The following is a 24,171-nucleotide window of genomic DNA, read 5'->3' on the forward strand; positions in this document are numbered from 1 at the left end:
TATAAATTACATTAACTAAAAATTTGGAGGAGATCAATTGAAAAGAAGCGACTTTCTTTACCTCTCGGGCTTAGGACTTGGTTCTTTGATGTTACCCGAAATGCCTGCTTTTGCACGTCCCATTGATCCGATGGCTGCATTGTACGATGGAATGGATGTGAAGCAAAAAAAGCAACTCGCTGATGTAGCTTTAAATGCTGCCCGCTCAAAAGGTGCTTCTTATGCGGATGTACGCATTGGCCGTTACTTGAACCAGGCCGTAATTACGCGTGAAAACCGGATACAAAATATTGCTAATACAGAATCGCAAGGCGTTGGTATCCGTGTAATTGCAAATGGTTGCTGGGGTTTTGCGGCTTCTAACAACATGACGAAAGAAGATGTTGCCAAAACAGCAGAACGCGCCGTTGCCGTAGCCAAAGCAAACGCTAAAATACAGGCAGAACCGGTGCAATTAGCGCCACAAAAAGGTTTTGGCGAAGTAAGCTGGAAAACACCAATAGAAATTAATGCTTTTGAAGTGCCGATAAAAGATAAAACAGATCTTTTATTATCTGTAAATGCGGCAGCAAAAGCGGGCGGCGCAAGCTTTATCAATTCTACTTGTTTTGCAGTGAACGAGCAGAAATATTTTGCTTCTACAGATGGTTCTTACATCGATCAGGATATTCACCGCATTTTCCCAAGCTTTGTGGTTACTAAAATTGATGCTGCTTCGGGCAAGTTTCAATCCCGTAAATCCCTAAGTTCTCCGATGGGAATGGGTTATGAATATCTGAATGCGCGTCCGCAGGATAAAGTTGCAGGTGTGGTAACACGCTACAAAGGCCGTTATGATATGTTGGAAGATGTAAAAGCAGCAACGGCAGATGCCAACCAGAAAATCAAGGCAAAAACAGTAGAACCGGGAAAATATGACTTAATTCTCGATCCTTCCCACCTTTGGTTAACCATTCACGAATCTGTTGGCCACCCAACGGAATTAGACCGTGTTTTAGGTTACGAAGCCAATTATGCAGGAACCAGTTTTTTAACGTTGGATAAATGGGAATCCAAGAAATTCCAGTTTGGCAGCAAGCTCGTTAATGTTGTTGCTGATAAAACTCAGCCTGGCTCTTTAGGCGCAGTTGGTTATGATGATGAAGGCGTAAAATGTAAAAAATGGGATTTGATTAGCGATGGTATTTTAGTGAATTATCAGGCTATTCGCGATCAGGCACATATTATCGGCCTAAAAGAATCTCAGGGCTGCTGCTACGCACAAAGCTGGGACGATGTTCAATTCCAGCGGATGGCGAACGTTTCCCTTCAACCCGGTAAAACAAAGATGAGTGTTGATGATCTGATCAAAAATACAGAAAAAGGTATTTATATTATTGGTGACGGTTCTTTCTCGATCGATCAGCAACGGTATAATTTCCAGTTTGGCGGACAAACTTTTTACGAAATCAAAAACGGCAAGATTGTAGGAATGCTGAACGATGTTGCTTACCAGGCCAACACACGGGAGTTCTGGAATTCCTGTGCAGCAATTGCTGATGAAAGCGATTACCGTTTAGGTGGTGCTTTTAATGACGGAAAAGGACAGCCTTCGCAGTCAAACGCTGTTTCGCATGGTTCTGCAACCACTCGTTTTAATGGTGTTAACGTTATTAACACAGCAAGAAAAATTTAACCAGGATTAAGAGAATTTAAGAATTAACAGGATGCTTTTTTTACACTATTAATTCTGTGGAATCTCTTAAATTCTGTGAAATCACAATAAAATAAAAAAATGGCGATATTAAGTAAAGAAGAAGCCCAGACGATACTCAAAAAAGTACTCAGTTTTTCTAAAGCAGATGAATGTGAAGTTGGTTTAAGTGGCAGAGAAGGCGGAAATATCCGTTATGCCCGAAACGGCGTTTCTACCGCGGGAGATATCAGTACATTAGGGCTTGCGGTAACTTCTACTTTTGGTAAGAAATCTGCCACTTCTACCATCGATCAGTTTGATGATTTATCTCTTCAAACAGTCGTAAAAAGAGCAGAAGAGTTAGCCAGATTAGCACCGGAAAACCCGGAACACATGCCTTTAGCTGGCCCGCAGGATTTTCCTGAAGGAATTGGTTATGTACAAGCAACTGCTGCCATGACACCTGATACACGTGCTGAAGCGGTTTTAAAAAGCATAGAAGTTTGTAAAGCGGCTAATTTGCAGGCAGCAGGCTTTCTGGAAAACACAACTGGTTTTAATGCCTTCATGAATTCTAAAGGCTTGTTTGGTTATGATAAAGATACCGATGTTATATTTTCGGTAACTACGCGTAATGCAGAAGGAACAGCTTCTGGTTATGCTGCGCGCGGTTTTAACGATATTAGTAAGCTTGATACTTTAACTGCTACCAAAATTGCTGCTACAAAAGCAAATGGCTCTAAAGGTGCAAAAGCCATAGAACCGGGGAAATACACCGTTATTTTAGAACCGGTTGCTGCTACTTACATGCTCGAAAACATGTTTAGGTTTGATGCCCGTATGGCAGACGAAGGCCGTAGCTTTTTAAGCAAACCTGGCGGCGGAACGCGTTTAGGCGAGAAACTGATGGACGAAAAAGTAACCATTTATTCTGATCCTTTTAACACGGAATTGCCTGGTTCTACCTGGAACCGCGAAGGGGAAAAGCTGGAAAAAACAACCTGGGTTGATAAAGGTGTCGTTAAAAACCTAAGCTATTCCCGTTATTGGGCGGATAAAAAAGGTGTAAAACCAGTACCTGGGCCAAGCAATATTATTATGGAAGGCGGCACGGCTTCTATTGAAGACCTGATCAAAAGCACGGAAAGAGGAATTTTGGTTTCCAGACTTTGGTATATCCGAATGGTTGACCCACAAACGCTTCTTTTAACCGGCTTAACCCGCGATGGTACTTTTTATATTGAGAACGGAAAAATCATGTATCCGGTTAAAAACTTCCGCTTTAATGAAAGTCCTGTAATTATGCTGAACAACGTAGAAGCGTTAGGCAAACCAGAAAGAAGTATCAGTGTAGAATCTTATCGCAGTTACTTAATCCCGCCGATGAAGATCAGGGATTTCACTTTCAGTTCCTTATCAGACGCTGTTTAATCTCGAAAGCAATAAATTTAAAAAGCACGATTTCGGTCGTGCTTTTGTTTTAACAACAATTTTTAACCGGTAAAAACAGCATCGGTACAATACTTCTTTTAGCAGCAAAAAAACTGCATCCTATCATCTTCAACCTAAGAACGTTTCTTTAAAAAACCTTACTTCTTATAAAGCTTAAACACATAACTATTGTCATATTATTTAATGATGTAACTTTTTTCTAATTGCATTAGTATGAACGACTTTAATTAATCAAACTTAAAATCCTCTTACTAAAAATGAATTTCGGATTAAACATCGTTGAATATGATTCAGCTTCTGCTGAAGTCCAATCAATTTATGATGAAACAATGAGGGAACTTGGAATTCCTTTTGTTTTAAACTGGTTTAAATGCCAGGGAAATAATGCTACGCTGCTTCGTGGCAACTGGGAAAAGTTGCGCTCAACAATGTTGGTTGGCAATGTGCCTTTCATTTTAAAGCAACTGATTATTTACAATATTTCCACTTTAAAAGGATGTAAATATTGTGCGCATACACATGGTGTTATTGCAGATGGCATGAGTAAAATGCTGACCGGAAATGATGCAGAAAAACTTACCGACGACCTGAACAGCAGCTATATTCCTTCGGCTTATAAAACTGCTATTAAAATTGTTACCAATCTGGCTTTATCACCAAAAAACGCAACAATAGAAGATTATGAAGATTTGCGGGACGAAGGTTTTTCGGATTTAGAGATACAAGAACTGATGGCCCTTGCAGACCTAACCAACATGGTGAATACGATTGCCGACATTTCGGGCATTCAGATTGATAATGAACTGATGGAAGTAAAATAAACAATGGCTGTTTCATTTGATAACCTGCAAAATACGCAGCGGATTCGATATGAAGCTTTTGCCAATTTTGCTACTGAAATAAACAATTGTAATACCTACAATACTATAGCTGTTGCTCTTTCCGGCCAGGTTAAGTTTATTTTAGATTCCTTTATTTTCCGGATCTGTTATCAGTTTGATAACTCAACCTTAACTTTTGAAGTTTTTCGTGGCAACTGTACCTTCCTGGAAGGTACAGTTGATTCTGTTTTGCAATTTGAGAAGCAAGTTTTATCCCGAGGGATCCCCGTATCGGTAACCAGGGCAGAAATCAAAGAAAACCCAACATTAAACCAAACTGTATACCATCATCCAAAAGTTCATTCCCTTTCCGTATTACCAACTGTTAACAGCCAGCATCAAATTATCGTAACCAATGCTTTGCGACAGGAAGATTTATCGCTTGAATCTGATTTTAAGTTTTTGCGACTTATCAGTGATTTGATAGCAAGCAAACTTTCCCAGTTATTTCTAATCCGGCAAATTGAACAAAAACGGCTTGAACTTGAACAAAAAAACAAACAGATAACTATTTTAAACCAAACGCTGGAAGAAAAAGTAAGCCAGCGGACAGTTGAACTGCAAGAAGCAAACCTGGAATTACAGACCTTGTTTTACCGTACCAGCCATGATTTCAGGGCGCCTTTAGCTAATATTGTAGGGTTGGCCAACCTGGCAGAAATGGTTACTGATGATCCTGATGTTCTAAACTTGTTCGATAAGTGTAAAACAGTTGTTGGCGGTTTAGACAAAATGCTGTTTAAGTTAAATACCATGAGTTCTTTTGAGTTTGAAAAGAACTTTGAAAAAATTGATTTTAAAGATATTGTTCAGAAAATAAAACAAAAATTTCAGAACGAGATCCAGTCTAATGATATTGTTGTCCGATTTTCAGATGCAACTTTAAACAGTTTTTCATGTCACAAAGCAATGCTTTTGTGCATTTTTGAAAATTTGTTTGAAAATGCAATTTGCTTTTGTAGCGCACAACCTGAAATTGATATTCACATAGAAAATTCAGGCCCTGGCCTCCTGATCCGTTTTGCAGATAACGGAACAGGCATTCCCCCAGAAATAAAAGATAAAATATTTGCTATGTATTACCGTGGAAATGAACGTTCTACAGGCACCGGGCTTGGTTTATACATTGTTAAAAAGCTGGTAAAAATGCTTAACGGAAAAATTACTGTTGAAAGCAAAGCAGGTGTATTTACGGCATTTAACATAGGTCTTCCAGCTTAAACAAAGAAACGTTTCATCATCCAATATTTATTTTAATTTCCGTCCAACATCCTTTTATCCTGATTGCTACTTCTTCAGCCAGCCTGTTTCATTTCCATCTTCTATCAAATAAAAAGACTCAAAACCAGCCAGTACATTTACCGGTTTTCCGGCTGCCAGGATTGTCTTTTTTGGTGATAAAGTATCGGGTTGGTTATACAAAGGCTGTGCTGTTTTTAACGTATATTTTCTTAACGGCGCGTTTATAGTATTAACAGATTTACTGTTTAAAAAACCTGTTTGTCCGTTTGGCAGCGTTACTTTGTAATAATTTCCAACAGCAGCATCTACATGCAAAGCTGTTCCTTCCGGCAATGCTTCTTTTACCGGTGCTTTTTCGGTAGCTTCTGTAAGTAATTTGCTGTTTCGGGTATCTGTCCGAACCATGGTATTCAGGTTTTGCAGAGGAGCGGTAACAGGTTCAGGTTTTTTAGTAACAGGTGCAACAAAAGTAAGCGGATTAACAGCGCCGCCATTGGTATAAATGCCAAAATGCAAATGTGAAGGTGTAGTTTTAGCATTGCCGGTATTGCCAACCAAACCAACGGTATCACCAACAGAAACATGCTGACCGTTGTGTACCAGTTGCGAATCCAGATGTGCGTAATACAAAGTATAGTCCGCATCGTCAGGATGCAAAAAAACTACTTTTCCGCCTAATTTATTTTCGCCTGGTTGAGCAATCCCGTTGGCTGCCGCTAAAGCTGGCGTTCCTTTTTTAGCGAAAATATCAACGCCTTCATGCTTGCGGATTCCGGCATCGCGATCAGCTCCATAAAAACTGCCAATATTTGGTTTGCCGGAAGCGGCAACTGGAAAAGCTAAAGCCGGGCCAGATTGGATTATCAACGTATATTCTCCGCTCTTCAATAATTCTGGTTGTAAACGAAGCAAATAGGTTCCGCCCTGCTTTACTTCTACAGTTAAAGGTTTCCCGGAGGTATCGGCAGAAGCCAGTAATTTGTTTTGCTGGGATTTTTGCTGCCATAAATCTATAAAAATATTAAAATTTTGTGCGGGATTTTTACTGAGGCTGATATACAGCTTCTCCCCTCTTTTGCCTTCAAACTGAAAAGTAGCGGCCTGAACACGTTCTGCAGCAAAAAAACCGGTTTCTTTATACGGAATGGTGATGTGGATTGCTTTGCCCAAACTTTGATCTGCCATTTGCAGCCACTGGCTTCCTATGGCCGTTTGCTGCAAACCAGCAGTTTTCAAACGGTTGCCATAAGTATCATGAGGAGACATTTTTTTAAATAAACCAGCAGGCCCAATACTGTTACACGAAAAAATAGTTGCTAAAAGAAGCATCCAAATTAGAGCGCTTAATTTGGATTGGGTTAGTAAATTCATAAATGTAAATTGACTTTCAATTTTAACCTTCCAGAAGTATGAATGTTTGCTGCAAACTGATGGCCGGGATGGTCCTTTATCAAAGGTTTGCTATCAGTTTTACCAACAAGAGAAACCTTCATCAAGTAATATAATATTTATTGCAAACTGCGAAAAAACAATGAGCGAAAGAATGAAACGCTGTTTGAGGTTGAGTATAAACATCAGCCGTAAAACTAAGCTTTTTATATTTTGATGCTGTTTTTATGCCGGTAAAAACAGTATTGGTTTAGGGATAAAGATGCAAAACCCTCAGCATAAAAAATTATGTCAAGAGTTTACATGATTAAAATGGGAGGTCTTTTTAGTAACGTTTCACACTAAAATCAGAAATACCGCCTTTTAAATTGAGGTATATTTTTTTAGGTGCCGCAGCAAAACCGGCCGTTTCATACTGGCTGTCGCTTTTAGATTCAAACCCATCAAAATTTTTGGAGGATAAACCTGTTTTGCTGTTGATATGGCAAGCCGCATCCTTTGGTACGCTGATGTTTACTTCGGAAACTCCGGTAGAAATATCAACCAGCATGTTGTTTACCGGCTCACCCAATTTTACATCCATTGAAGTAGCGCCGCCTTTTACATGCAAATTCCTGATCTTAAATTTACTTAAATCTAAGTTCATTTTACTTGCGCCAGATGCAACATCAATATTCCATTCGGGGTTTGTGTTAAGCTTAATAGTTGCCTTATTACCTTTATCGCTATCCCAGTTAATAGAATGCCTGGAACTTCTGGTGTTAAAGTTGATGGTTTTGCCAGAATCGGTTGCCAGGGTGTTAAAAACAAACTTTCCGGATAACTCATGTGTAGCTGCACTAAAAAGTTCGGCGGTTGTATCCTGTAAAATATAAGTAGCGCCGCCACCTCTAATGTTTAATGTAGCAACTTTTACCTGCGGCGAGTAGGGTTCCTGGTAGGTGCTGTTCCCTTCTAATTTAGTTACACCTTTTCCCTCATGATCGTCATCGTCATCGCTGCTATCATCATTAAAAAAAGCATTGTTGTTAAAATGATTGTTCCAGAAATGGCTATCGGCCGGCATAGCGCCGCGATACACAACCAGTGCAAAAACTGCTATAAAAACAGCTACTTTTACAGCAGTAGCGCTGCCAGAATTTTGGTGGGAAAAAACCATGTTTACGCCAGATAAAATCAGGAACAGCGGCCAAAGCCTGATGATGTTTCCCCAGTGGAAATTGATCACATTAAAATTATCCAGTAAAAACAGTATGCCAATGCCCAGCAAAAACAAACCGGTAAATAATCTGTCGCGTTTCATGGTTTAAATATCTTTTGTGTTGTTATCATTTGGGTTGATGCCAGACCAGTCTTCTTTCTTCTCCTCGGTTTTTGGTTCTACTGTTTTATTTTTGGAACGGAGGATTAGCCCTAAACCAATAACGACCAGGATTACCGGCCAGAACTGCTCGAAATTAAACCAGTACGGAATAAAGTCGAACTGGTCCAGCAGGAAAAAAATGCCTAATAAAATAAGTACGGCACCACCAATTTGGGCTATATCTTTATTATTGTTTGATTTGAAACTTGGCCTGAAAGGTTGAGAAGGTGGGTTTTCGCCATGAACGGTATAATCTACTACCGGCTCATTTAAAACAACGTTTCTTCTCGGCATTACAATCCACAAAACAATATAAGCCAGCGTGCCGCCGCCATGATAAATAAGCGTTAAAACAAAAAGCAAGCGCACCAGGGTAACATCAATGCTAAAATAATCGGCCAGACCGGCACATACACCAGCTATCACTTTTCTGCTTTCATCGCGGTACAATTTCTTTTCCATGATCTTCAATTCTGTTTTTTTATATTTCTTCTGTTGTGGTTTGGATAATCAGCTCATCTACATTGGCGCCTGCACTCATTTTTAAACAATTAATTACGGCAGCAGCCACATCTTCAGGCATTACAAATTTTTCTGGCGGAATGGTAGTCCCAGACCAGGAACTTGTTAGCGTTGATCCCGGCAATATGGCAGTTACTTTTACCCGATGGGCTTTCATTTCCTCGCGCATAACATCATTAAGACCACGCTGTGCAAACTTTGTTACAGAATAACTTCCGGCATTTACAACAACTTGTTTTGCTGCTACAGAACAGATATTAAAAATATGTCCGGTACGGGCAGCTATTAATTTTTTACCGAAATAACGGTACAATTCGTAACCTGCCATCAGGTTTAAATCCAATTGCTTTTGCAAGGCATTTTCTTCTTCCTCCAAAATACTTGCCGGTAAAAACAGTCCTGCATTGTTAATCAGGATTTGTATGGATTGCAATTCTCGTTCTGCTTCTGCTGCAAAACTGATGAGTTCTTTACGTAAACTGCAATCAGTAACACGTGTAAAAACACGTATGTTAGAATTAATTTGCAGCAATGCTTCTTTTACCAGCAATAAATCTTCATTATTTCTGGAACAAATAGCCAGATTAATTCCTTCTTTAGCCAGTGCTTTGGCAATGGCCAATCCTATTCCTTTGGTTGCCCCTGTTATCAGTGCGTTTTGCATGGATAAAATTAGCTAAAAACAACATGAGGTCTTAAATTGAAAAAATGTATTTTTAAAAAATTTTAAAGAATGATATTTTACCACTTAGGCAAATATATTTTACTGCTAAAAGCGAGCTTTAAAAAGCCCGAAAAATTTAAGGTTTACTGGAGCGAGATTATGCGTGAAATGGTTTCTATCGGCATTGGTTCTTTAGGAATTGTTTGTATCATTTCGGTTTTTATTGGTGCGGTTTCTACCGTACAAACTGCTTTTCAGTTAGTTAGTAATTTAATTCCGCGTTCTATTATTGGTGGTATTACACGGGATTCGGCCATTTTAGAATTCAGTCCGACGATTACTTCCTTAGTTTTGGCCGGACGTGTTGGTTCCAGTATTGCCTCGCAAATCGGAACGATGCGCGTAACCGAACAAATAGACGCTTTGGAAATTATGGGCGTAAATGCGCCCGGATATTTAATTTTACCGAAAGTAATTGGTGGTATTACCATGTTTCCCTTGCTGGTAATTATCTCCGTTTGCCTTTCTTTATTTGGCGGATATATTGCCGGCGCTGCTTCTGGCGCCGTTTCCCCTAATGATTATGTAATTGGTTTAACTACAGATTTCAATCCGCTTTTTGCACGTATTGCCTTAATAAAAGCATTGGTTTTTGCCTTTATCATCACCAGTGTTTCTGCTTATCAGGGTTATTACACTTCGGGCGGAGCTTTAGAAGTTGGACAAGCAAGTACCCGCGGCGTGGTAATGAGCTGTATTATTATTCTTTGTGCCGATTACCTGATAGCCCAGTTGATGTTATGATTGAGATTAAAGATATTAATAAAACCTTTGGAGATAAACATGTGCTGAAAGGGATTTCTGCCATTTTTAATCAAGGTATGTCTAACCTGATTATTGGTGGTTCCGGTTCCGGAAAAACTACTTTGTTAAAATGTATTGTTGGTTTACACGAACCCGAAAAAGGCGAAGTGTTATACAGCAACCAGAATTTTACGACAATGGATTTTGAGGAACGAATTCCGATACGGAAAGAAATTGGCATGCTTTTTCAAAATTCGGCTTTATTTGATTCGATGACTGTGGAAGAAAATATCATTTTTCCATTAAACCTCTTTACAGCAATGTCGAAAGCAGAAAAAGTTGACCGCGCCAATTACTGCCTGGAAAGAGTAAACCTTAAAGGTACCAACAAACTATTTCCCGCAGAACTTTCCGGCGGGATGAAAAAACGTGTTGGTATTGCGCGCGCTATCACCATGCAGCCCAAATATTTGTTTTGTGATGAGCCTAACTCTGGCCTCGACCCAAAAACATCTATCGTTATTGATGAATTAATTAAGGATATTACCGATGAAAATAACATTACAACTGTTGTAGTAACCCACGATATGAATTCTGTAATGGGAATTGGTGATAACATTTTATTTCTGCACAATGGCGAAAAATGGTGGCAGGGAACAAACAATGAAATTGCCCATACTGATAATCCAGAATTAAATAGTTTTGTATTTGCCAGCAAATTTATGCGGGCAGCAAAAGAGAAATTGTAAAAGAAGTTTGAGGTGTGAGGTATCAGGTACGAGGTTTGAGGTGCGAGCAATTTGCTTAATACTAAGTGTCAATACCAATACCTCAAACCTGATACCTCAAACCTGACACCTCACACCTCGAAGTTCACACCTCAACAAAAAATGATCCAACTCCTTACGCCAGAATACTGGAAAGATTATGACCTGATCGATTGCGGTAATTTTGAAAAACTGGAACGATTTGGCAATTTAATTTTGATCCGGCCGGAACCACAAGCAGTCTGGAGCAAAGCCTTATCAGAAAATGAGTGGCAAAAACAGCATCATATCCGTTTTAAAGGCCGCTCTGCAACATCCGGCGAATGGCTGAAAAAGAACCAGTCGACGCCAGACCGCTGGCACGTTGAATACCAGAACCCGGAAGTTAGTATCCGTCTGCGCCTCGGTTTAACTTCTTTTAAACATGTCGGCGTTTTTCCTGAACAAGCTGTAAACTGGGATTACATCTCCTCCAACATTAAAAAACTAAAAACACCTCAGCCTAAATTTTTAAACCTGTTTGCTTATACCGGCGCAGCTTCGCTGATTGCAAGGGCAGCCGGTGCAGAAGTTACGCATGTGGATTCGATTAAGCAGGTTGTTACCTGGTCAAACGAAAATATGCAATTATCAGGATTGGATAACATCCGCTGGGTGGTAGAAGATGCGCTAAAATTTGTAAAAAGAGAGCTTAAACGAAGCAACAAATACAATGGTATCATTCTCGATCCGCCTGCTTTTGGCCATGGCCCGAACGGCGAAAAATGGAAACTGGAAGATAATATCCTGGAAATGATGCTGGACGTAGTTAAACTGCTGGACGAGCAGGAACATTTCCTGATCCTGAATACTTACTCGCTTGGCTTTTCTTCCGTCATTGTAGAAAACCTGATTTTAAACGCTTATCCAAAAGCAAAAAACCTGGAAACCGGAGAATTATATTTACAGGCAACAGCAGGCAGCAAGTTACCTTTGGGCGTGTTTGGAAAATTCAATAACCTTTAGTTTAAAATTAAATCTTATAAATTGCCTTAAACCTGTTATGTTTGTGCTTGCTGCTACTATATTTACATATCGTGAAACTGACGGAGTAAAAAGACGTATGAGCACAAAACATTAATCAGCTATTAAAACACCAGGCCTACCAAAATCAGCCGAACCAACTATCACATTTTAAAATGAACGTTAAACATTTACTTCTTACTTTAACACTTGCGGCTACTTCGCTTACCCTGCTTACCAATTGCAGCGAAAGCAGTAAGGCCGGAAAAATAGTTTCGGGCATAGCTGTATCAAAAAAAGATACTATTGTTGCAAAACCTGCCCCGCAGCCTATTAACACCAAAGAGTACGATTCGCTGATGAAAAAGCTGGCCAATGGTGATACAACCGGAAAATGGCCGGTAGCAAAAACACCTTATCCGCTTACCGGCGCTATTTTACCTTATAAAAGAGTTGTGGCTTTTTACGGAAACCTGTACTCTAAAAGAATGGGGATTTTAGGCGAACTTCCTCCAAAGGAAATGTTGAAAAAACTGGATGGCGAAGTAAAAACCTGGGAAAAAGCAGATCCTAGTACACCCGTTATCCCGGCATTGCATTATATTGCTGTTGTGGCACAAGGCGATGGCGGAAAAGATGGCAAATACCGTTACCGCATGCCTTTTAAACAAATTGATTCTGTTTTAACTTTGGCTAAAACACGTAATGCTTTGGTTTTTATTGATGTACAGGTTGCGCTAAGTACCATTCGTGCAGAGTTGCCTTTGTTTGAGAATTACCTGAAAATGCCAAATGTCCATTTTGCCATGGACCCGGAGTTTTCTATGAAAACCGGTGCAAGGCCAGGCACTAAAATTGGTACTTATGATGCTGACGATGTAAATTATGTATCAGATTATTTGGCCAAACTGGTTAAACAGAACAACCTTCCGCCTAAAATTTTAATTGTACACCGCTTTACACAAGGAATGGTTACTAATTATAAAAATATTAAATTGCATCCGGAAGTACAGCTGGTAATGGATATGGACGGCTGGGGCGAACCGGAATTGAAAAAAGGTACTTACCGCAACCATATTTATAAAGAACCCGTTCAATTTACCGGTTTTAAATTATTCTACAAAAACGATTTGAAGAAAGCGCCAAACCACATGATGACTCCGGGAGAAGTGCTTGCTTTAAAACCAAAACCGATTTATATCCAGTATCAGTAAGCTGTTTTGTCAGATTGCTTCATTAAAAACAGCATACAAAATCAAAAAACGGTTATCTGCGTTTATTAAAGTATGAACAAGAAAGCAACATTTGGCGCAGGATGTTTTTGGTGTACGGAAGCCGTTTTTCAAAATGTAAAAGGCGTAGTCAAATCTGTATCAGGTTACATGGGTGGACAGGTTAAAAACCCCACTTACGAACAGGTTTGCGGCGGTAATACCGGACATGCGGAAGTAATTGAAGTGGAATATAACCCGGAAATTGTTTCTTATCAGGAATTATTGCTGATCTTTTTTAAAACACATAATCCAACTACCTTAAACCGTCAGGGAAATGATGTTGGTACGCAATATCGTTCCGTTATATTTTATGCTGATAATGAGCAGAAAGCAGCAGCCGAAGCCATGATCAAGCAATTGGATGCAGAAGGCATTTTCGACCATAAAATTGTAACGCAGGTAGTTCCGGCAGAAACTTTTTATAAAGCAGAAGGCTATCACCAGGATTATTTTAACAACAATTCTTCGCAGCCTTACTGCGCGTTTGTAATCCAGCCTAAGCTGAACAAGTTTATCAAAGAGTTTAAAGAAAAAACGAATTTGGCCTCTTAAAAAGCAATCCTGATTTTTTGCCGGTAAAAGAAGTATTTGTGTAAAGCAGGTGCTTCTTTTTAGTTTTGTCGTGTTGTCATTCCGATGCAAGAGGAATCTTCTTCAAATAATAATAATAATAATTAAACCGCTTCGATGAAGGTCTCTCCTGTTGGTAGAAATGACAAAAAAGCAACTCCTATAAAACTTTCATGCTTCTTTTACTACCTAAAAATCCTCAAACTTAAATTTAGCAACTTTCAGGCTTTTTTAAGTTGATGCCAATAATTTTAAATAATTTAGTAGAACCAAGATTAGATATAATGGAAGCATTAGAACTTAAATTTCATATTCATCAAATAGTAGATGCTATTCAAAACGAGCAGGTTTTACAAACGTTATATGATTTTTTGAAATCGAAGGAAAACGAAAAGGACGGTTCACTTTGGGAATCTTTAAATGAAGAACAAAAAAAGGAAGTAATGCTTGCTTTTGAAGAATCTGAGGATGAAGGAAATCTGGTTGATGCAAAAACAGTTTTCAGAAATTTTAGATGAAGATCATTTTAACCAAGCGTGCAGAACAAAACTTCATTTCAATTAAAGAATACATCCAGCAAAATTTTGGAGAAATTGTAGCAGAAGTTTTTGAACAAAAGATTACAGATTTTCTTCACTTATTAAAAACCTATCCTCAAATAGGATCAGTTGAGGTAAAAAGCAAGCAAATCAGGGCATTTCGATTAACAAAATTAACCACTGTTTTTTATAGAATTAAAGATCAAAATATGATTATTCTGACCTTTTTTGATGTTAGACAAGATCCAAAAAAGAAACCTAAATAAAAACTTCCATGCTTCTTTTACCACCTAAAAATCCTCAAACTTAACTTACCCACTTTCAGCTTTTTTAATAGCTTTGAACCCTTTAAAAACAACAACACAACATACTGTTTTTAAGGTATAAAATATTGATCTGATGCTGACTGTAGAAAAAATCGGGGGCACTTCCATGACTGCCCTGCACGACGTGCTAAAAAATATCATTCTGTTTAACCGTACCGGCAATGAGTTGTATAACCGCATTTTTGTGGTTTCGGCTTTTTCGGGCGTTACTAATTTATTGTTGGAAAACAAGAAAACCGGTGCGCCAGGCGTATATCATTTAATTGCCAATTACCAGGATTTTCATACTGCTTTAGATGACCTGATTGTTAAACTACAAACTATCAATAAAAATTATGTTGAATTGGGTTTGGATTTGGCTACTGCCGACCGGTTTATAGAAAAACGTGTCCGCGAAGCACAAAATTACCTGGAAAATTTAGTGAATATCCTGGCTTCTGGTTATGTAAGCAAAGAAGGGATTTTACAGGCTGCACGAGAAATCCTGGCTTCTATTGGCGAAACGCATTCGGCTTTTAACTTCACCAATATCCTTCAAAACAGAAATATTAACGCAACTTGTATTGATCTGAGTGGCTTTGACGATCACAATTCTTACACTATAGATCAGCGCATAAAAGAAGCGTTTAAGAATATTGATTTCAGCAAAACCATTTGTATTGTAACTGGCTATGCCAAAGGTACGGAAGGGATTATGCGCGAATTTGACCGCGGTTACTCCGAAGTTACGTTCAGTAAAATTGCCGTTGCCGTAAAACCGCAGGAAGCAATTATCCATAAAGAATACCATTTATGTACGGCTGACCCGGTTTTAGTTGGGATTGATAATTGTGCGCCTGTTGGTTTTACCAATTATGATGTTGCAGATCAATTGGCAGACGTGGGCATGGAAGCCATCCATCCAAAAGCATCCAAACCTTTGGAAATTAACGGGATTAACCTTCGTATCAAAAACACTTTTGAACCCGAGCACCCCGGAACATTAATTACCCAGGATTATATTTCTGAAAAGAAACGGGTTGAAGTGATCACAGGAACGGATAAAGTTTTGATTATAGATATTTACGATCCGATAATGGTTGGCAATGTTGGTTCGGATTTACAAATTATGCAGGTATTTTTTAACCTTGGTGTGAGTTACAGTTACAAAGCTACCAGCGCAAATAGTATCTCTGTAGTTATCTGGGAGAAAGATTTCAAGGAATCCTTAATCCACGAACTGGAGGAAAAGTTCGAAAAAATCACCGTAGAAAAAGCAGCAATGGTTTGCATTATCGGCTCCAACATCGATCAGCCTGGTTTGCTGGCCAGGTCTGCTACAGGGTTGGCCAATGAAGGCATTAATATTAAAAGTTGTGGTTTTTCGTTAAGAAAAGTAAACATCCAGTTTTTAATTGACCGCGAAGATTTTGCAAAAGCAATCATCGCTTTAAATAAGGCCATGTTTTTTTAGGGATAAAAGAAGCATTGCCCAAACTTCCTGTTTTTAGTTTTAAGGGAATGATTATCAGCAGTAATTGTTCCCTTACTATTTTTAAACGATACGTAAATCCATTATATTAGGAAACCAATTTTAATTTGAAATATGAAAAAACTGATACTTCTTTTACTGCCTGTTTTTTTGCTCCAGCCTTTATTTGGTCAGAAAATCTATTACGAAAAATATTTTCAGAATGCTTTGGCTAAAACAGCAGCATAAAAGAAGCATTGGGCAACCTGACGTTTTGATTTAACTTTAAGGTTTGCTCTGTCATTCTGAACTTGTTTCAGAATCCCTCTTTCAAGATTTAGATCTTTCTGATGGGATGCCGAAACAAGTTCTGCATGACTCAAAACAAAGGCAACTGGCCTTTACCTTTTATATCTACCTCTTCCGGGTTGGTAATTTCCAGTTCTATCTTTTTAGCTGGTTTAACCGGAGGCCCTTCTTCTTTCTGCGAGATTTCTTTTTCGGCTTCTTCTTCTTTGTGTTCTTCGGAAACGATCTCTTTTAAAGAAACTTCTGCAACCGGGTCCGGCACATCTTCTTCGTCATCATGTTCGGCAATTAGTTCGATAGTTTTAATTTCGTGCGGAGAAAGCCGGTTTCCCTGTGCTTTAATGCCTTTTACATCAATCAGATCAGCCAAATTCAGTTCTGTCGTTTCCGGCAAATGCGTTTTGCCTTTCAGCAATTCCACTTTAATTACTGGCTGTGAAGCGCCCGAAATCAGGATCATTTTAGAACCGCTTTCTTCACTAATCAGGTTTACAGGTTTGCCCAAAACCAGGTTTTCAAAAGTAAAACGCTTTACAAAATAATTCTTCAGCTTGCCTTCGTAATGAACAACCGTATAAACCTGATCGGGGTTAAACTTTTCAATCCTAATCATTTTATCTTCAAAATGGTTCGTCAAATCGAAACTTGTCAACTCACAAACGCCGTTGCTTAATACTTTCAAAATTTTATCTTCACCGTCAAACTCTCCCAAAAAAGTACCGCGTCCGTCAACATTTAAACGTTTTAGCACCTCGTCATACCAAATTTTGCGACCAGACAACGTAGAAATACCTTTTGCTTTAAGCGTGATTTTTTTAATCGGATATTTGGTAACCATGTTGCCTTGCGAATTTCTGCCCTTGATAGCAACATCTGCAAAATTAAGATCGAAACTAAGCTTTTTAAGCTTTGAATGTGGTTTTAGCTGTACGTTTACCACTTCTGCCTCACCATTTGGATTATGGGTGAAGTACAGCGTTTTTGTGCCTTTTGATCCTTTGGTTAAATCGTATTCTTTATCGCGGGTAATGCCTTGCACAAAAAAACGTTTGATAAAAGCAGTACCGGTTTCCCCATCTTTATAAATAAAATTGTAAACCGTGCGCTCATCATTTTTTTTGAAGATGCCAGCGTAGATAATATCTTTTCCAACAAAAACCTTTTCCTGCACTTTCGTAACCAGGAAACGGCCATCTTCCCTAAAAACAATAATTTCGTCCAGATCAGAACAATCTCCTACAAACTCATCTTTTTTCAAAGCGGTGCCCACAAAACCATCGGCACGGTTCATATAAATTTTAACATTGGCTAAAGCAACCTGTGCTGCTTCTACCCTGTCAAAAACGCGGAGTTCGGTTTTGCGTTCGCGGCCTTTACCAAACTTTTCTTTTAACTTTTGGAACCAATCGATGGCATAATCGGTCAGGTGTTTCAGGTGCTGGCTTACTTCCTTGATCTCATTTTCCAGCGATTTCATCTGCTCGTCCGCTTTTTTTACATCAAAGCGCGTGATGCTGCTCATCGGTTTATCAATCAGCTTTTTAAAATCTTCTGGCAAAATTGCCCGGTAAAGCTGTGGTAAAAAAGGCCCAAATAATTTGTACAGCACTTTTATTACGGCTTCAAAATTTCCGGATGATTCGTATTCCGGATGCTTGTACATTCCGTTCTGAATAAAGATCTTCAGCAATGAACTGAAAAAAATTTTCTCTTTCAGCTCATCCAACCTGATCTCCAGCTCCTGCTTCAATAATTCCCTGGTAAAAACAGTACTCTCCGTCAGGATATCGTTCACACTCATAAAGTGCGGTTTGTTATCCTTAATTACGCAAGTATTTGGGGAGATGGAAACTTCGCAATCGGTAAAAGCATACAACGCATCAATGGTAACATCCGGCGAAATCCCGGGTGCTAAATGAATGATAATTTCTACATCTTTTGCGGTATTATCTTCAATTTTTTTAATGCGGATTTTGCCTTTATCATTGGCTGCAATTACGCTGTCGATCAAACTTCCGGTTGTGGTAGAAAACGGAACTTCTGTAATAGCAAGTGTTTTTTTATCACGTTCTTCTATTTTAGCACGGATACGGACCTTGCCGCCACGCTGGCCTTCGTTATAAGCTGAACAATCTGCCAGTCCGCCAGTTGGAAAATCAGGTAATAAATCGGGACGGTTACCTTTTAATATTTCTATGGAAGCATCAATCAGTTCTATAAAATTATGCGGCATTACTTTTGTCGCCAAACCAACCGCAATTCCTTCGGCACCTTGTGCCAACAAAAGCGGAAACTTTACCGGAAGTGTTACCGGCTCTTTATTACGGCCGTCGTAACTGGATTGCCATTCGGTTGTATCCGGATTAAAAACAACATCCAGCGCGAATTTAGATAAACGCGCCTCGATATAACGCGGCGCAGCAGCAGAATCTCCTGTAACCGGATCGCCCCAGTTTCCCTGGCAATCAATCAGCAGGTTTTTCTGTCCAATCTGCACCATCGCATCACCAATAGAAGCATCGCCATGCGGATGATACTTCATGGTGTTGCCAATTACGTTGGCTGCTTTGTTAAAACGGCCGTCGTCCATTTCCTTTAAAGAATGCAGGATACGGCGTTGCACAGGCTTTAACCCATCATTTATATGCGGTACGGCACGGTCCAGGATTACGTAAGAAGCATAATCCAGGAACCAGTTTTCATACAGTCCCGAAAGGGAAGTTACATTAGACAGCTGTTCATTTTGCTGACTTAAATTGTCATTCATTCGGTATTGGCTAAAAGATGCAAATATACTACAAACAAGAAAATTTAGATGCAAAAGGCTAAAGCTGCTTTTACATTGCCGATGCCATTTATCACAAAAAAAAGAAATTACAATAAAATAGCATTTAACAAAATATTAATAGAAAAGCTGTAACGAATCTATACCTGGTGGCGTCTATATACCAAAACAACCACAAAAACTTAAATTTTAAATATCATGAAAACTTTAAAAACAACCCTGCTCGCCTTGTTACTAACCGTAACTTACAGCATTAGCAAAGCAAACCTTCCAAACCGCAGCGAAAGGCTGACCATGCGTTATGCAATTTCTGCTTATGTTGATGCTTTTACACATGGCAAATGTGCCGGGCTTGCAGATGTTATTGATGACAGCGCAAAATTTTCGCATACCCGCGGCGAAAAAATAATCAGCTTCAGCAAAAACGAGATTTTAGAAAGCCTTAAGAACCAGCAAGACGTAGAACAAAATTGCACCACTACTGCCCGAATTGTTGAAAGTACAGCAAAATTGGTTGTATATAAAGTACAAATGAAATACGAAAAATTTTCGCGCATTAACTTTGTAACCATGACTGATACTGGCAATGGCTGGAAGATTACTAACGTTTCTACCGTATTTAGCTAAGCCCAGTTTTTAGGTGATAAAAGAAGCATTCTTGTTGACGCGGGGATGCTTTTTTTATACCTTCAATTTTGCAGTTTCAGTTATTATTAAATACTATTTATTGAATACATATTCTTACATTTACTTATTCTATGACAACAGTTAGCATCACTCAATTATATTCTCTTTTAAATGAGAAAGTAGGCAAAGAAACTGCTGAAAACTTGACTGGTTATATTGAGGAAAAAATCAAAGCTGAATTTGACAGACAATCAGATATTTTAGCTACAAAACAAGACCTGTCAAAGCTTGAGACAAAACTAACTGAAAAGTTTCTTGAAGCTAAAGCAGACACCATAAAATGGATGTTCATTTTTTGGATTGGACAAATTGCTGCTACTTTTGGTTTTATATTGTTGTTTTTGAAGAAGTGATATCTTATTTTCAAATTTTCAAAGTAACTTTTCTGCGAGTTGTATCCTACAATACCGTTTTTTCAATTGCAGATTTTTAAGCAAGTTATAAATTACATCCCTTGCTTGAGCATAAAATTTAATTTTATACTGATGAAATAGCATTTGTTTGCACTCGAAGAGAAACAGACTCCTACTGGTCAGGATCTGCGATACAGACCATCGAGCTGTGGATTTCCATTCCCATTAATCAAAAACTTACTTACTTCTTTTACCGCAAAAATACCTTAATTTTATACCGATAAAAACAGCATTAGGCTGCCTCTGCTTCTTCCGGAAGTTATGTAAATCTCTGAACATCACAAAATTGTTTCCTTACTGTTGGAAAACCTAAAGGTTTACAGCTTGTTAATCATACTAATTTTTGTCTATAAAAGGAGTATCACTATTGGCCTAATTTTATTACAGGATTAGAAATCCCCAGCGCAAAGGTCGGGGTTGCAAACCCGCGACCAGTAGAGGGATGAATTCAAAGTATGAATCATTAGCAACTAAAGAGGATATGGCAAAGCTTGAAACTAAAATGGCAAAAAACAAAGCCGAAACAATCAAGTGGATATTCATTTTTTGGATCGGACAGATTGCTGTTACTTTTGTTTTTATCTTGCTGTTTTTAAAGAATTAAAATTATTAAACTGCTTCTTCCTCCAAAATATCAACCTCAATTCTTAAATTCTGAATAATATGCTGCTGACGATCAGGCGTATTTTTCCCCATAAAATATTCCAGCAACGATTTGATGTTGGCTTCTTTTAAAAAAACAGGATCTAAACGAATATCTTTTCCGATAAACAAGCCAAATTCTTCCGGCGAAATCTCACCTAAACCTTTAAAACGTGTAATTTCCGGTTTGTTGCCCAGCTTGTTTATTGCCCGCTGTCGTTCTTCGTCACTGTAACAATAAATGGTTTCCTTTTTATTACGAACCCTAAAAAGCGGCGTTTGCAGGATAGAAACGTGGCCAGCTTTTACCAGATCAGGGAAAAATTGCAGAAAAAAGGTCATTAACAGCAACCTGATATGCATACCGTCCACATCGGCATCAGTTGCAATTACAATGTTGTTGTAGCGCAATCCATCCAAACCATCTTCAATATTTAGTGCATGCTGCAGCAGGTTAAATTCTTCATTCTCGTAAACTACTTTTTTGGTTAGGCCGAAGCAATTCAACGGTTTTCCTTTTAAGCTGAAAACTGCCTGCGTTTGTACGTCGCGTGATTTAGTGATGGAACCGCTTGCAGAATCCCCTTCGGTAATAAACAACGTTGTATCTTGCTTGCGCTCGTGCGTATCTTCAAAATGTAATTTGCAATCACGCAGTTTTTTGTTGTGTAAAGAAGCTTTTTTTGCACGTTCATTAGCCAGTTTTTTAATACCGGCAATATCTTTACGTTCCCGTTCTGATTGTAAAATCCGTTTTAATAATCCATCAGCAGTAGCAGGGTTTTTATGCAGATGATCGTCCAGTGCTTTTTTAACAAAATCATTGATAAAAGCGCGAACGGAAGGGCCATCTTCCGCAATGTTTTGCGAACCTAATTTAGTTTTGGTTTGAGATTCAAAAACCGGTTCCTGCACGCGGATAGAAACGGCTGCAACAATAGAAGCGCGAACATCGGCTGCATCAAACTCCTTCTTGTAAAACTCGCGGATGGTTTTTACAACCGCTTCGCGAAAAGCTGCCTGATGTGTTCCGCCTTGCGTAGTATGCTGGCCGTTTACAAAAGAATAATATTCTTCGCCGTATTGCTGTCCGTGTGTCATCGCTATTTCAATATCTTCACCTTTTAAATGGATAATTGGATAGCGAAGATTTTCGGCATCGGTATTTCGAACTAAAAGATCGTGTAACCCTTTTTCAGAAAAATATTTTTGACCGTTAAAATTGATCGTTAAACCGGCGTTCAAAAAAACATAGTTCCAGATCATGTTCTCAGCAAATTCCGGAATGAAACGGTAATGCCTGAAAATAGTATCATCAGGCAAAAAACTGATTGCCGTACCGTTTCGCTGCGTCGTATCTTTTTCTTCTTCGCGCAACAGTTCGCCTTTGCTAAACTCGGCAATTTTAGTCCGGTTATCTCGATAAGATTGTACTATAAAATTGCTTGATAATGCATTTACCGCTTTTGTTCCAACACCGTTTAAACCAACAGATTTCTGGAAAGCTTTGCTATCGTACTTGCCGCCGGTGTTTATTTTGGAAACGCAATCAATTACTTTTCCTAACGGAATTCCTCGTCCATAATCCCGAACAGCAACCTTATGTTCGCTTAAATTGATGTCGATGGTACGGCCAGCACCCATTACAAACTCATCGATGGAATTATCTACAATTTCTTTCAGGAGTACATAAATGCCATCATCATAAGCAGAACCATCGCCGAGTTTTCCAATGTACATGCCCGGACGCAAGCGGATGTGCTCTTTCCAATCGAGCGAACGGATACTGTCTTCACTATAATTAACCGGATCAGTTGGAGTTGCAGTGCTTACCGCCATAATAAATTGCTACTAATTTTAGCACAAATTTATTAAAAATCTAACTATTTTACCTTATCCAACCGGCATTATCTTGATAATTTAAAGTAAATGTTGATAAAATTATAGCGATAAAAACAGTATCAGTTAAACCTGACCGAGTAATAAGCTTTATTAACTTTTTTATAAAATTCCGGCCCGTTTTCGTTGCCTAAAAAAAGCATCAAAATATAGCCGGTCCCGTTTTTTTGCAAGCACATTAATAAGCCGTATTGGTAATGTCCCGTTTCCGGCCTGTCGTATAAATTTAGCTGGTAAGATTTACCTTCATCTGCATGAAAAACAGTTAATAAATCTGGCGGTAAAGTTTTAGCGGTAAAATTATCTTTCCCGGCCAGTTTTGTAGCTGCTGATAAAGATTCCAGATTATAAAGTGAATCGGGATTGGTAGCTGACCGTTTAGGGTCATCTTCTGTTACTTTAAATTTTGGCCACTCTTTTTGCAAATCTTTAACTTTATACCAGACCTGAAAATTGGCATTAGGAAGTTCCATTGCATAATCCACATTAGTAGTTACTGTATGAAGCGCTTTAATCTCTTTAAAATCCTTTGGAAATGAAAATTGCAGGTTAGCTGCCGAGAGGGTTTGCTCAAAAATTTTAAACTGTGGCGAAGTTGCTGCCGTTTGTGCATAACAGGCTGCAACCGAAAATGATAACAATAACAATAAGGGCAGTATATTTTTCATCAACAGATCAGTTTAAGGTTTTTAAAGAAAAACTATTAGTTTTAATTTTAACCAACTTAATTTCGTTGCTCTATTAAATGTAATTTAATTAGTACCGGCTTAAATTTTAATAATTAAAGGACTATTTTTCTTTTGACATAGAATTTATTAAGTGATAATTGGAGCATGTAAGTTACTATTATTATCAATATTTTATAAAAATTAATTTTTATTTCCTTCTCCATCAATCCTGTCATTTCAATTAAAGCTGTTAACATTTTTTTACCGGTAAAAGAAGCATCAGCGTTAAGGCGTAACAAAAAATTGCTTCTATATTCGCGTTTGCATTAACTGCTGTAAACCATTTAAAGCAGATATAAATATATTTTTAATGGCTAAAAAAAGTATTAAACTGGAAGTTATTGATTTAAACGGAAACGGTTTCCACGTACTGGTGAATATTATGCTGTTTAAAAAAACCTTTAAACTGGTTTTGGATACCGGCGCTTCTAAAACCGCTTTTGATAAAGCCCTTTTGCTGGAACTGGTCCATGAAAATGAATTGAAAAACTCCGGACATTTAACAACCGGCCTCGGTACAAACAATATGGAATCTTTTACAACCGCCATTACAGATTTGTATATTGGAAAGTTTCATATCCCGATGATAGAAGTTGCTGTTTTAGATTTATCTGCCATTAATACCGCTTATGGAAAATTAGAAATTGCACCTGTACTTGGCGTTTTAGGCGGAGATGTTTTGATGGAATATCAAGCGGTTATTGATTATGCTAAATGTAAAATGGTTTTGAAAAGGGCGGAACAATAACGCTTTGGCTTTGAAGCAAGCAGTATAAATTTAGGTGATA

23 protein-coding genes are annotated in these 24,171 nt (G+C 38.5%); 16 read left to right on the top strand and 7 right to left on the bottom strand.

What is annotated here, in order from left to right; genetic code table 11:
* Window positions 1–37: 37 nt before the first annotated feature.
* The 4 genes from GO621_RS05345 (at window position 38) to GO621_RS05360 (ending at window position 5,229) form a co-directional block, all read left to right on the top strand.
* Window positions 38–1,675, top strand: a complete 1,638-nt coding sequence (locus GO621_RS05345) for a TldD/PmbA family protein (RefSeq protein WP_157564909.1) — start codon at window positions 38–40, stop codon at window positions 1,673–1,675.
* 99 nt (window positions 1,676–1,774) lie between these two features.
* Complete coding sequence (locus GO621_RS05350; RefSeq protein ID WP_157564911.1) at window positions 1,775–3,106, top strand: TldD/PmbA family protein; 1,332 nt, start codon at window positions 1,775–1,777, stop codon at window positions 3,104–3,106.
* Window positions 3,107–3,384: 278 nt separating this feature from the next.
* Window positions 3,385–3,948: a carboxymuconolactone decarboxylase family protein gene (locus GO621_RS05355; protein WP_157564913.1), complete on the top strand. Its 564-nt coding sequence runs from the start codon at window positions 3,385–3,387 to the stop codon at window positions 3,946–3,948.
* Window positions 3,949–3,951: 3 nt separating this feature from the next.
* Window positions 3,952–5,229, top strand: coding sequence for a sensor histidine kinase (locus GO621_RS05360; RefSeq protein WP_157564915.1), 1,278 nt, complete (start codon window positions 3,952–3,954; stop codon window positions 5,227–5,229).
* A 66-nt stretch (window positions 5,230–5,295) separates the two neighbouring features.
* Here the strand turns inward: GO621_RS05360 and GO621_RS05365 are convergent, their stop codons facing one another.
* From GO621_RS05365 to GO621_RS05380, 4 genes are all read right to left on the bottom strand, one after another.
* The gene (locus GO621_RS05365) at window positions 5,296–6,621 is read right to left on the bottom strand and encodes a peptidoglycan DD-metalloendopeptidase family protein (protein WP_157564917.1); all 1,326 of its coding nucleotides are present in this window, start codon (window positions 6,619–6,621) and stop codon (window positions 5,296–5,298) included.
* 343 nt (window positions 6,622–6,964) lie between these two features.
* On the bottom strand, window positions 6,965–7,942 hold the full coding sequence (locus GO621_RS05370; protein WP_157564918.1) for a LiaI-LiaF-like domain-containing protein: 978 nt from the start codon (window positions 7,940–7,942) through the stop codon (window positions 6,965–6,967).
* A gap of 3 nt (window positions 7,943–7,945) precedes the next feature.
* The gene (locus GO621_RS05375; protein WP_157564920.1) at window positions 7,946–8,464 is read right to left on the bottom strand and encodes a PspC domain-containing protein; all 519 of its coding nucleotides are present in this window, start codon (window positions 8,462–8,464) and stop codon (window positions 7,946–7,948) included.
* Between the two features lie 19 nt (window positions 8,465–8,483).
* Complete coding sequence (locus GO621_RS05380) at window positions 8,484–9,188, bottom strand: SDR family oxidoreductase (protein ID WP_157564921.1); 705 nt, start codon at window positions 9,186–9,188, stop codon at window positions 8,484–8,486.
* A gap of 69 nt (window positions 9,189–9,257) precedes the next feature.
* On the opposite strand from GO621_RS05380, the gene GO621_RS05385 reads away from it, so the two are divergent.
* The 8 genes from GO621_RS05385 to GO621_RS05420 all read left to right on the top strand — a co-directional run bounded on the left by GO621_RS05385 (window position 9,258) and on the right by GO621_RS05420 (window position 15,923).
* The gene (locus GO621_RS05385) at window positions 9,258–9,992 is read left to right on the top strand and encodes an MlaE family ABC transporter permease (protein ID WP_157564923.1); all 735 of its coding nucleotides are present in this window, start codon (window positions 9,258–9,260) and stop codon (window positions 9,990–9,992) included.
* Window positions 9,989–10,741: an ABC transporter ATP-binding protein gene (locus tag GO621_RS05390; protein WP_157564924.1), complete on the top strand. Its 753-nt coding sequence runs from the start codon at window positions 9,989–9,991 to the stop codon at window positions 10,739–10,741. Before GO621_RS05385 ends, GO621_RS05390 begins: the two co-directional genes overlap by 4 nt.
* A 141-nt stretch (window positions 10,742–10,882) precedes the next feature.
* Window positions 10,883–11,764 carry a class I SAM-dependent methyltransferase gene (locus GO621_RS05395; RefSeq protein WP_157564926.1) on the top strand — a complete coding sequence of 294 codons (882 nt, stop codon included), beginning with the start codon at window positions 10,883–10,885 and terminating at the stop codon, window positions 11,762–11,764.
* Window positions 11,765–11,937: 173 nt separating this feature from the next.
* Window positions 11,938–12,975 carry a hypothetical protein gene (locus GO621_RS05400; RefSeq protein WP_157564927.1) on the top strand — a complete coding sequence of 346 codons (1,038 nt, stop codon included), beginning with the start codon at window positions 11,938–11,940 and terminating at the stop codon, window positions 12,973–12,975.
* 72 nt (window positions 12,976–13,047) lie between these two features.
* Window positions 13,048–13,587: a peptide-methionine (S)-S-oxide reductase MsrA gene (gene msrA / locus GO621_RS05405; RefSeq protein ID WP_157564929.1), complete on the top strand. Its 540-nt coding sequence runs from the start codon at window positions 13,048–13,050 to the stop codon at window positions 13,585–13,587.
* A gap of 257 nt (window positions 13,588–13,844) precedes the next feature.
* A complete protein-coding gene (locus GO621_RS05410; RefSeq protein WP_198170143.1) occupies window positions 13,845–14,123 on the top strand; it encodes a hypothetical protein in 279 nt (92 codons plus the stop codon).
* Complete coding sequence (locus tag GO621_RS05415) at window positions 14,120–14,410, top strand: type II toxin-antitoxin system RelE/ParE family toxin (protein WP_157564930.1); 291 nt, start codon at window positions 14,120–14,122, stop codon at window positions 14,408–14,410. The genes GO621_RS05410 and GO621_RS05415 overlap by 4 nt, the downstream gene beginning before the upstream one ends.
* Before the next feature lie 133 nt (window positions 14,411–14,543).
* A complete protein-coding gene (locus GO621_RS05420) occupies window positions 14,544–15,923 on the top strand; it encodes an aspartate kinase (RefSeq protein WP_157564932.1) in 1,380 nt (459 codons plus the stop codon).
* A gap of 376 nt (window positions 15,924–16,299) precedes the next feature.
* On the opposite strand, the gene GO621_RS05425 is transcribed toward GO621_RS05420, so the two are convergent.
* A complete protein-coding gene (locus GO621_RS05425) occupies window positions 16,300–18,996 on the bottom strand; it encodes a DNA gyrase/topoisomerase IV subunit A (protein WP_157564934.1) in 2,697 nt (898 codons plus the stop codon).
* Window positions 18,997–19,212: 216 nt separating this feature from the next.
* Here GO621_RS05425 and GO621_RS05430 point away from each other — a divergent pair, with 216 nt between their 5' ends.
* The 3 genes from GO621_RS05430 (at window position 19,213) to GO621_RS05440 (ending at window position 20,718) form a co-directional block, all read left to right on the top strand.
* Complete coding sequence (locus GO621_RS05430) at window positions 19,213–19,641, top strand: nuclear transport factor 2 family protein (RefSeq protein ID WP_157564936.1); 429 nt, start codon at window positions 19,213–19,215, stop codon at window positions 19,639–19,641.
* Window positions 19,642–19,772: 131 nt separating this feature from the next.
* On the top strand, window positions 19,773–20,054 hold the full coding sequence (locus tag GO621_RS05435) for a hypothetical protein (protein WP_157564938.1): 282 nt from the start codon (window positions 19,773–19,775) through the stop codon (window positions 20,052–20,054).
* 502 nt (window positions 20,055–20,556) lie between these two features.
* On the top strand, window positions 20,557–20,718 hold the full coding sequence (locus tag GO621_RS05440) for a hypothetical protein (protein ID WP_157564940.1): 162 nt from the start codon (window positions 20,557–20,559) through the stop codon (window positions 20,716–20,718).
* Window positions 20,719–20,723: 5 nt separating this feature from the next.
* On the opposite strand, the gene GO621_RS05445 is transcribed toward GO621_RS05440, so the two are convergent.
* Together GO621_RS05445 and GO621_RS05450 are read right to left on the bottom strand one after the other, a co-directional pair.
* Window positions 20,724–22,595, bottom strand: coding sequence for a DNA topoisomerase IV subunit B (locus GO621_RS05445; protein WP_157564941.1), 1,872 nt, complete (start codon window positions 22,593–22,595; stop codon window positions 20,724–20,726).
* Between the two features lie 122 nt (window positions 22,596–22,717).
* A complete protein-coding gene (locus GO621_RS05450) occupies window positions 22,718–23,323 on the bottom strand; it encodes a hypothetical protein (protein ID WP_157564943.1) in 606 nt (201 codons plus the stop codon).
* Between the two features lie 370 nt (window positions 23,324–23,693).
* Here GO621_RS05450 and GO621_RS05455 point away from each other — a divergent pair, with 370 nt between their 5' ends.
* Window positions 23,694–24,131 (top strand): aspartyl protease family protein, encoded by a 438-nt coding sequence (locus GO621_RS05455; protein ID WP_157564944.1) that lies wholly within the window; start codon window positions 23,694–23,696, stop codon window positions 24,129–24,131.
* The last annotated feature ends 40 nt before the right edge of the window (window positions 24,132–24,171 follow it).

The sequence above is a fragment of the Mucilaginibacter arboris genome, from assembly GCF_009754915.1.
Classification (GTDB): Bacteria; Bacteroidota; Bacteroidia; order Sphingobacteriales; family Sphingobacteriaceae; genus Mucilaginibacter_A; species Mucilaginibacter_A arboris.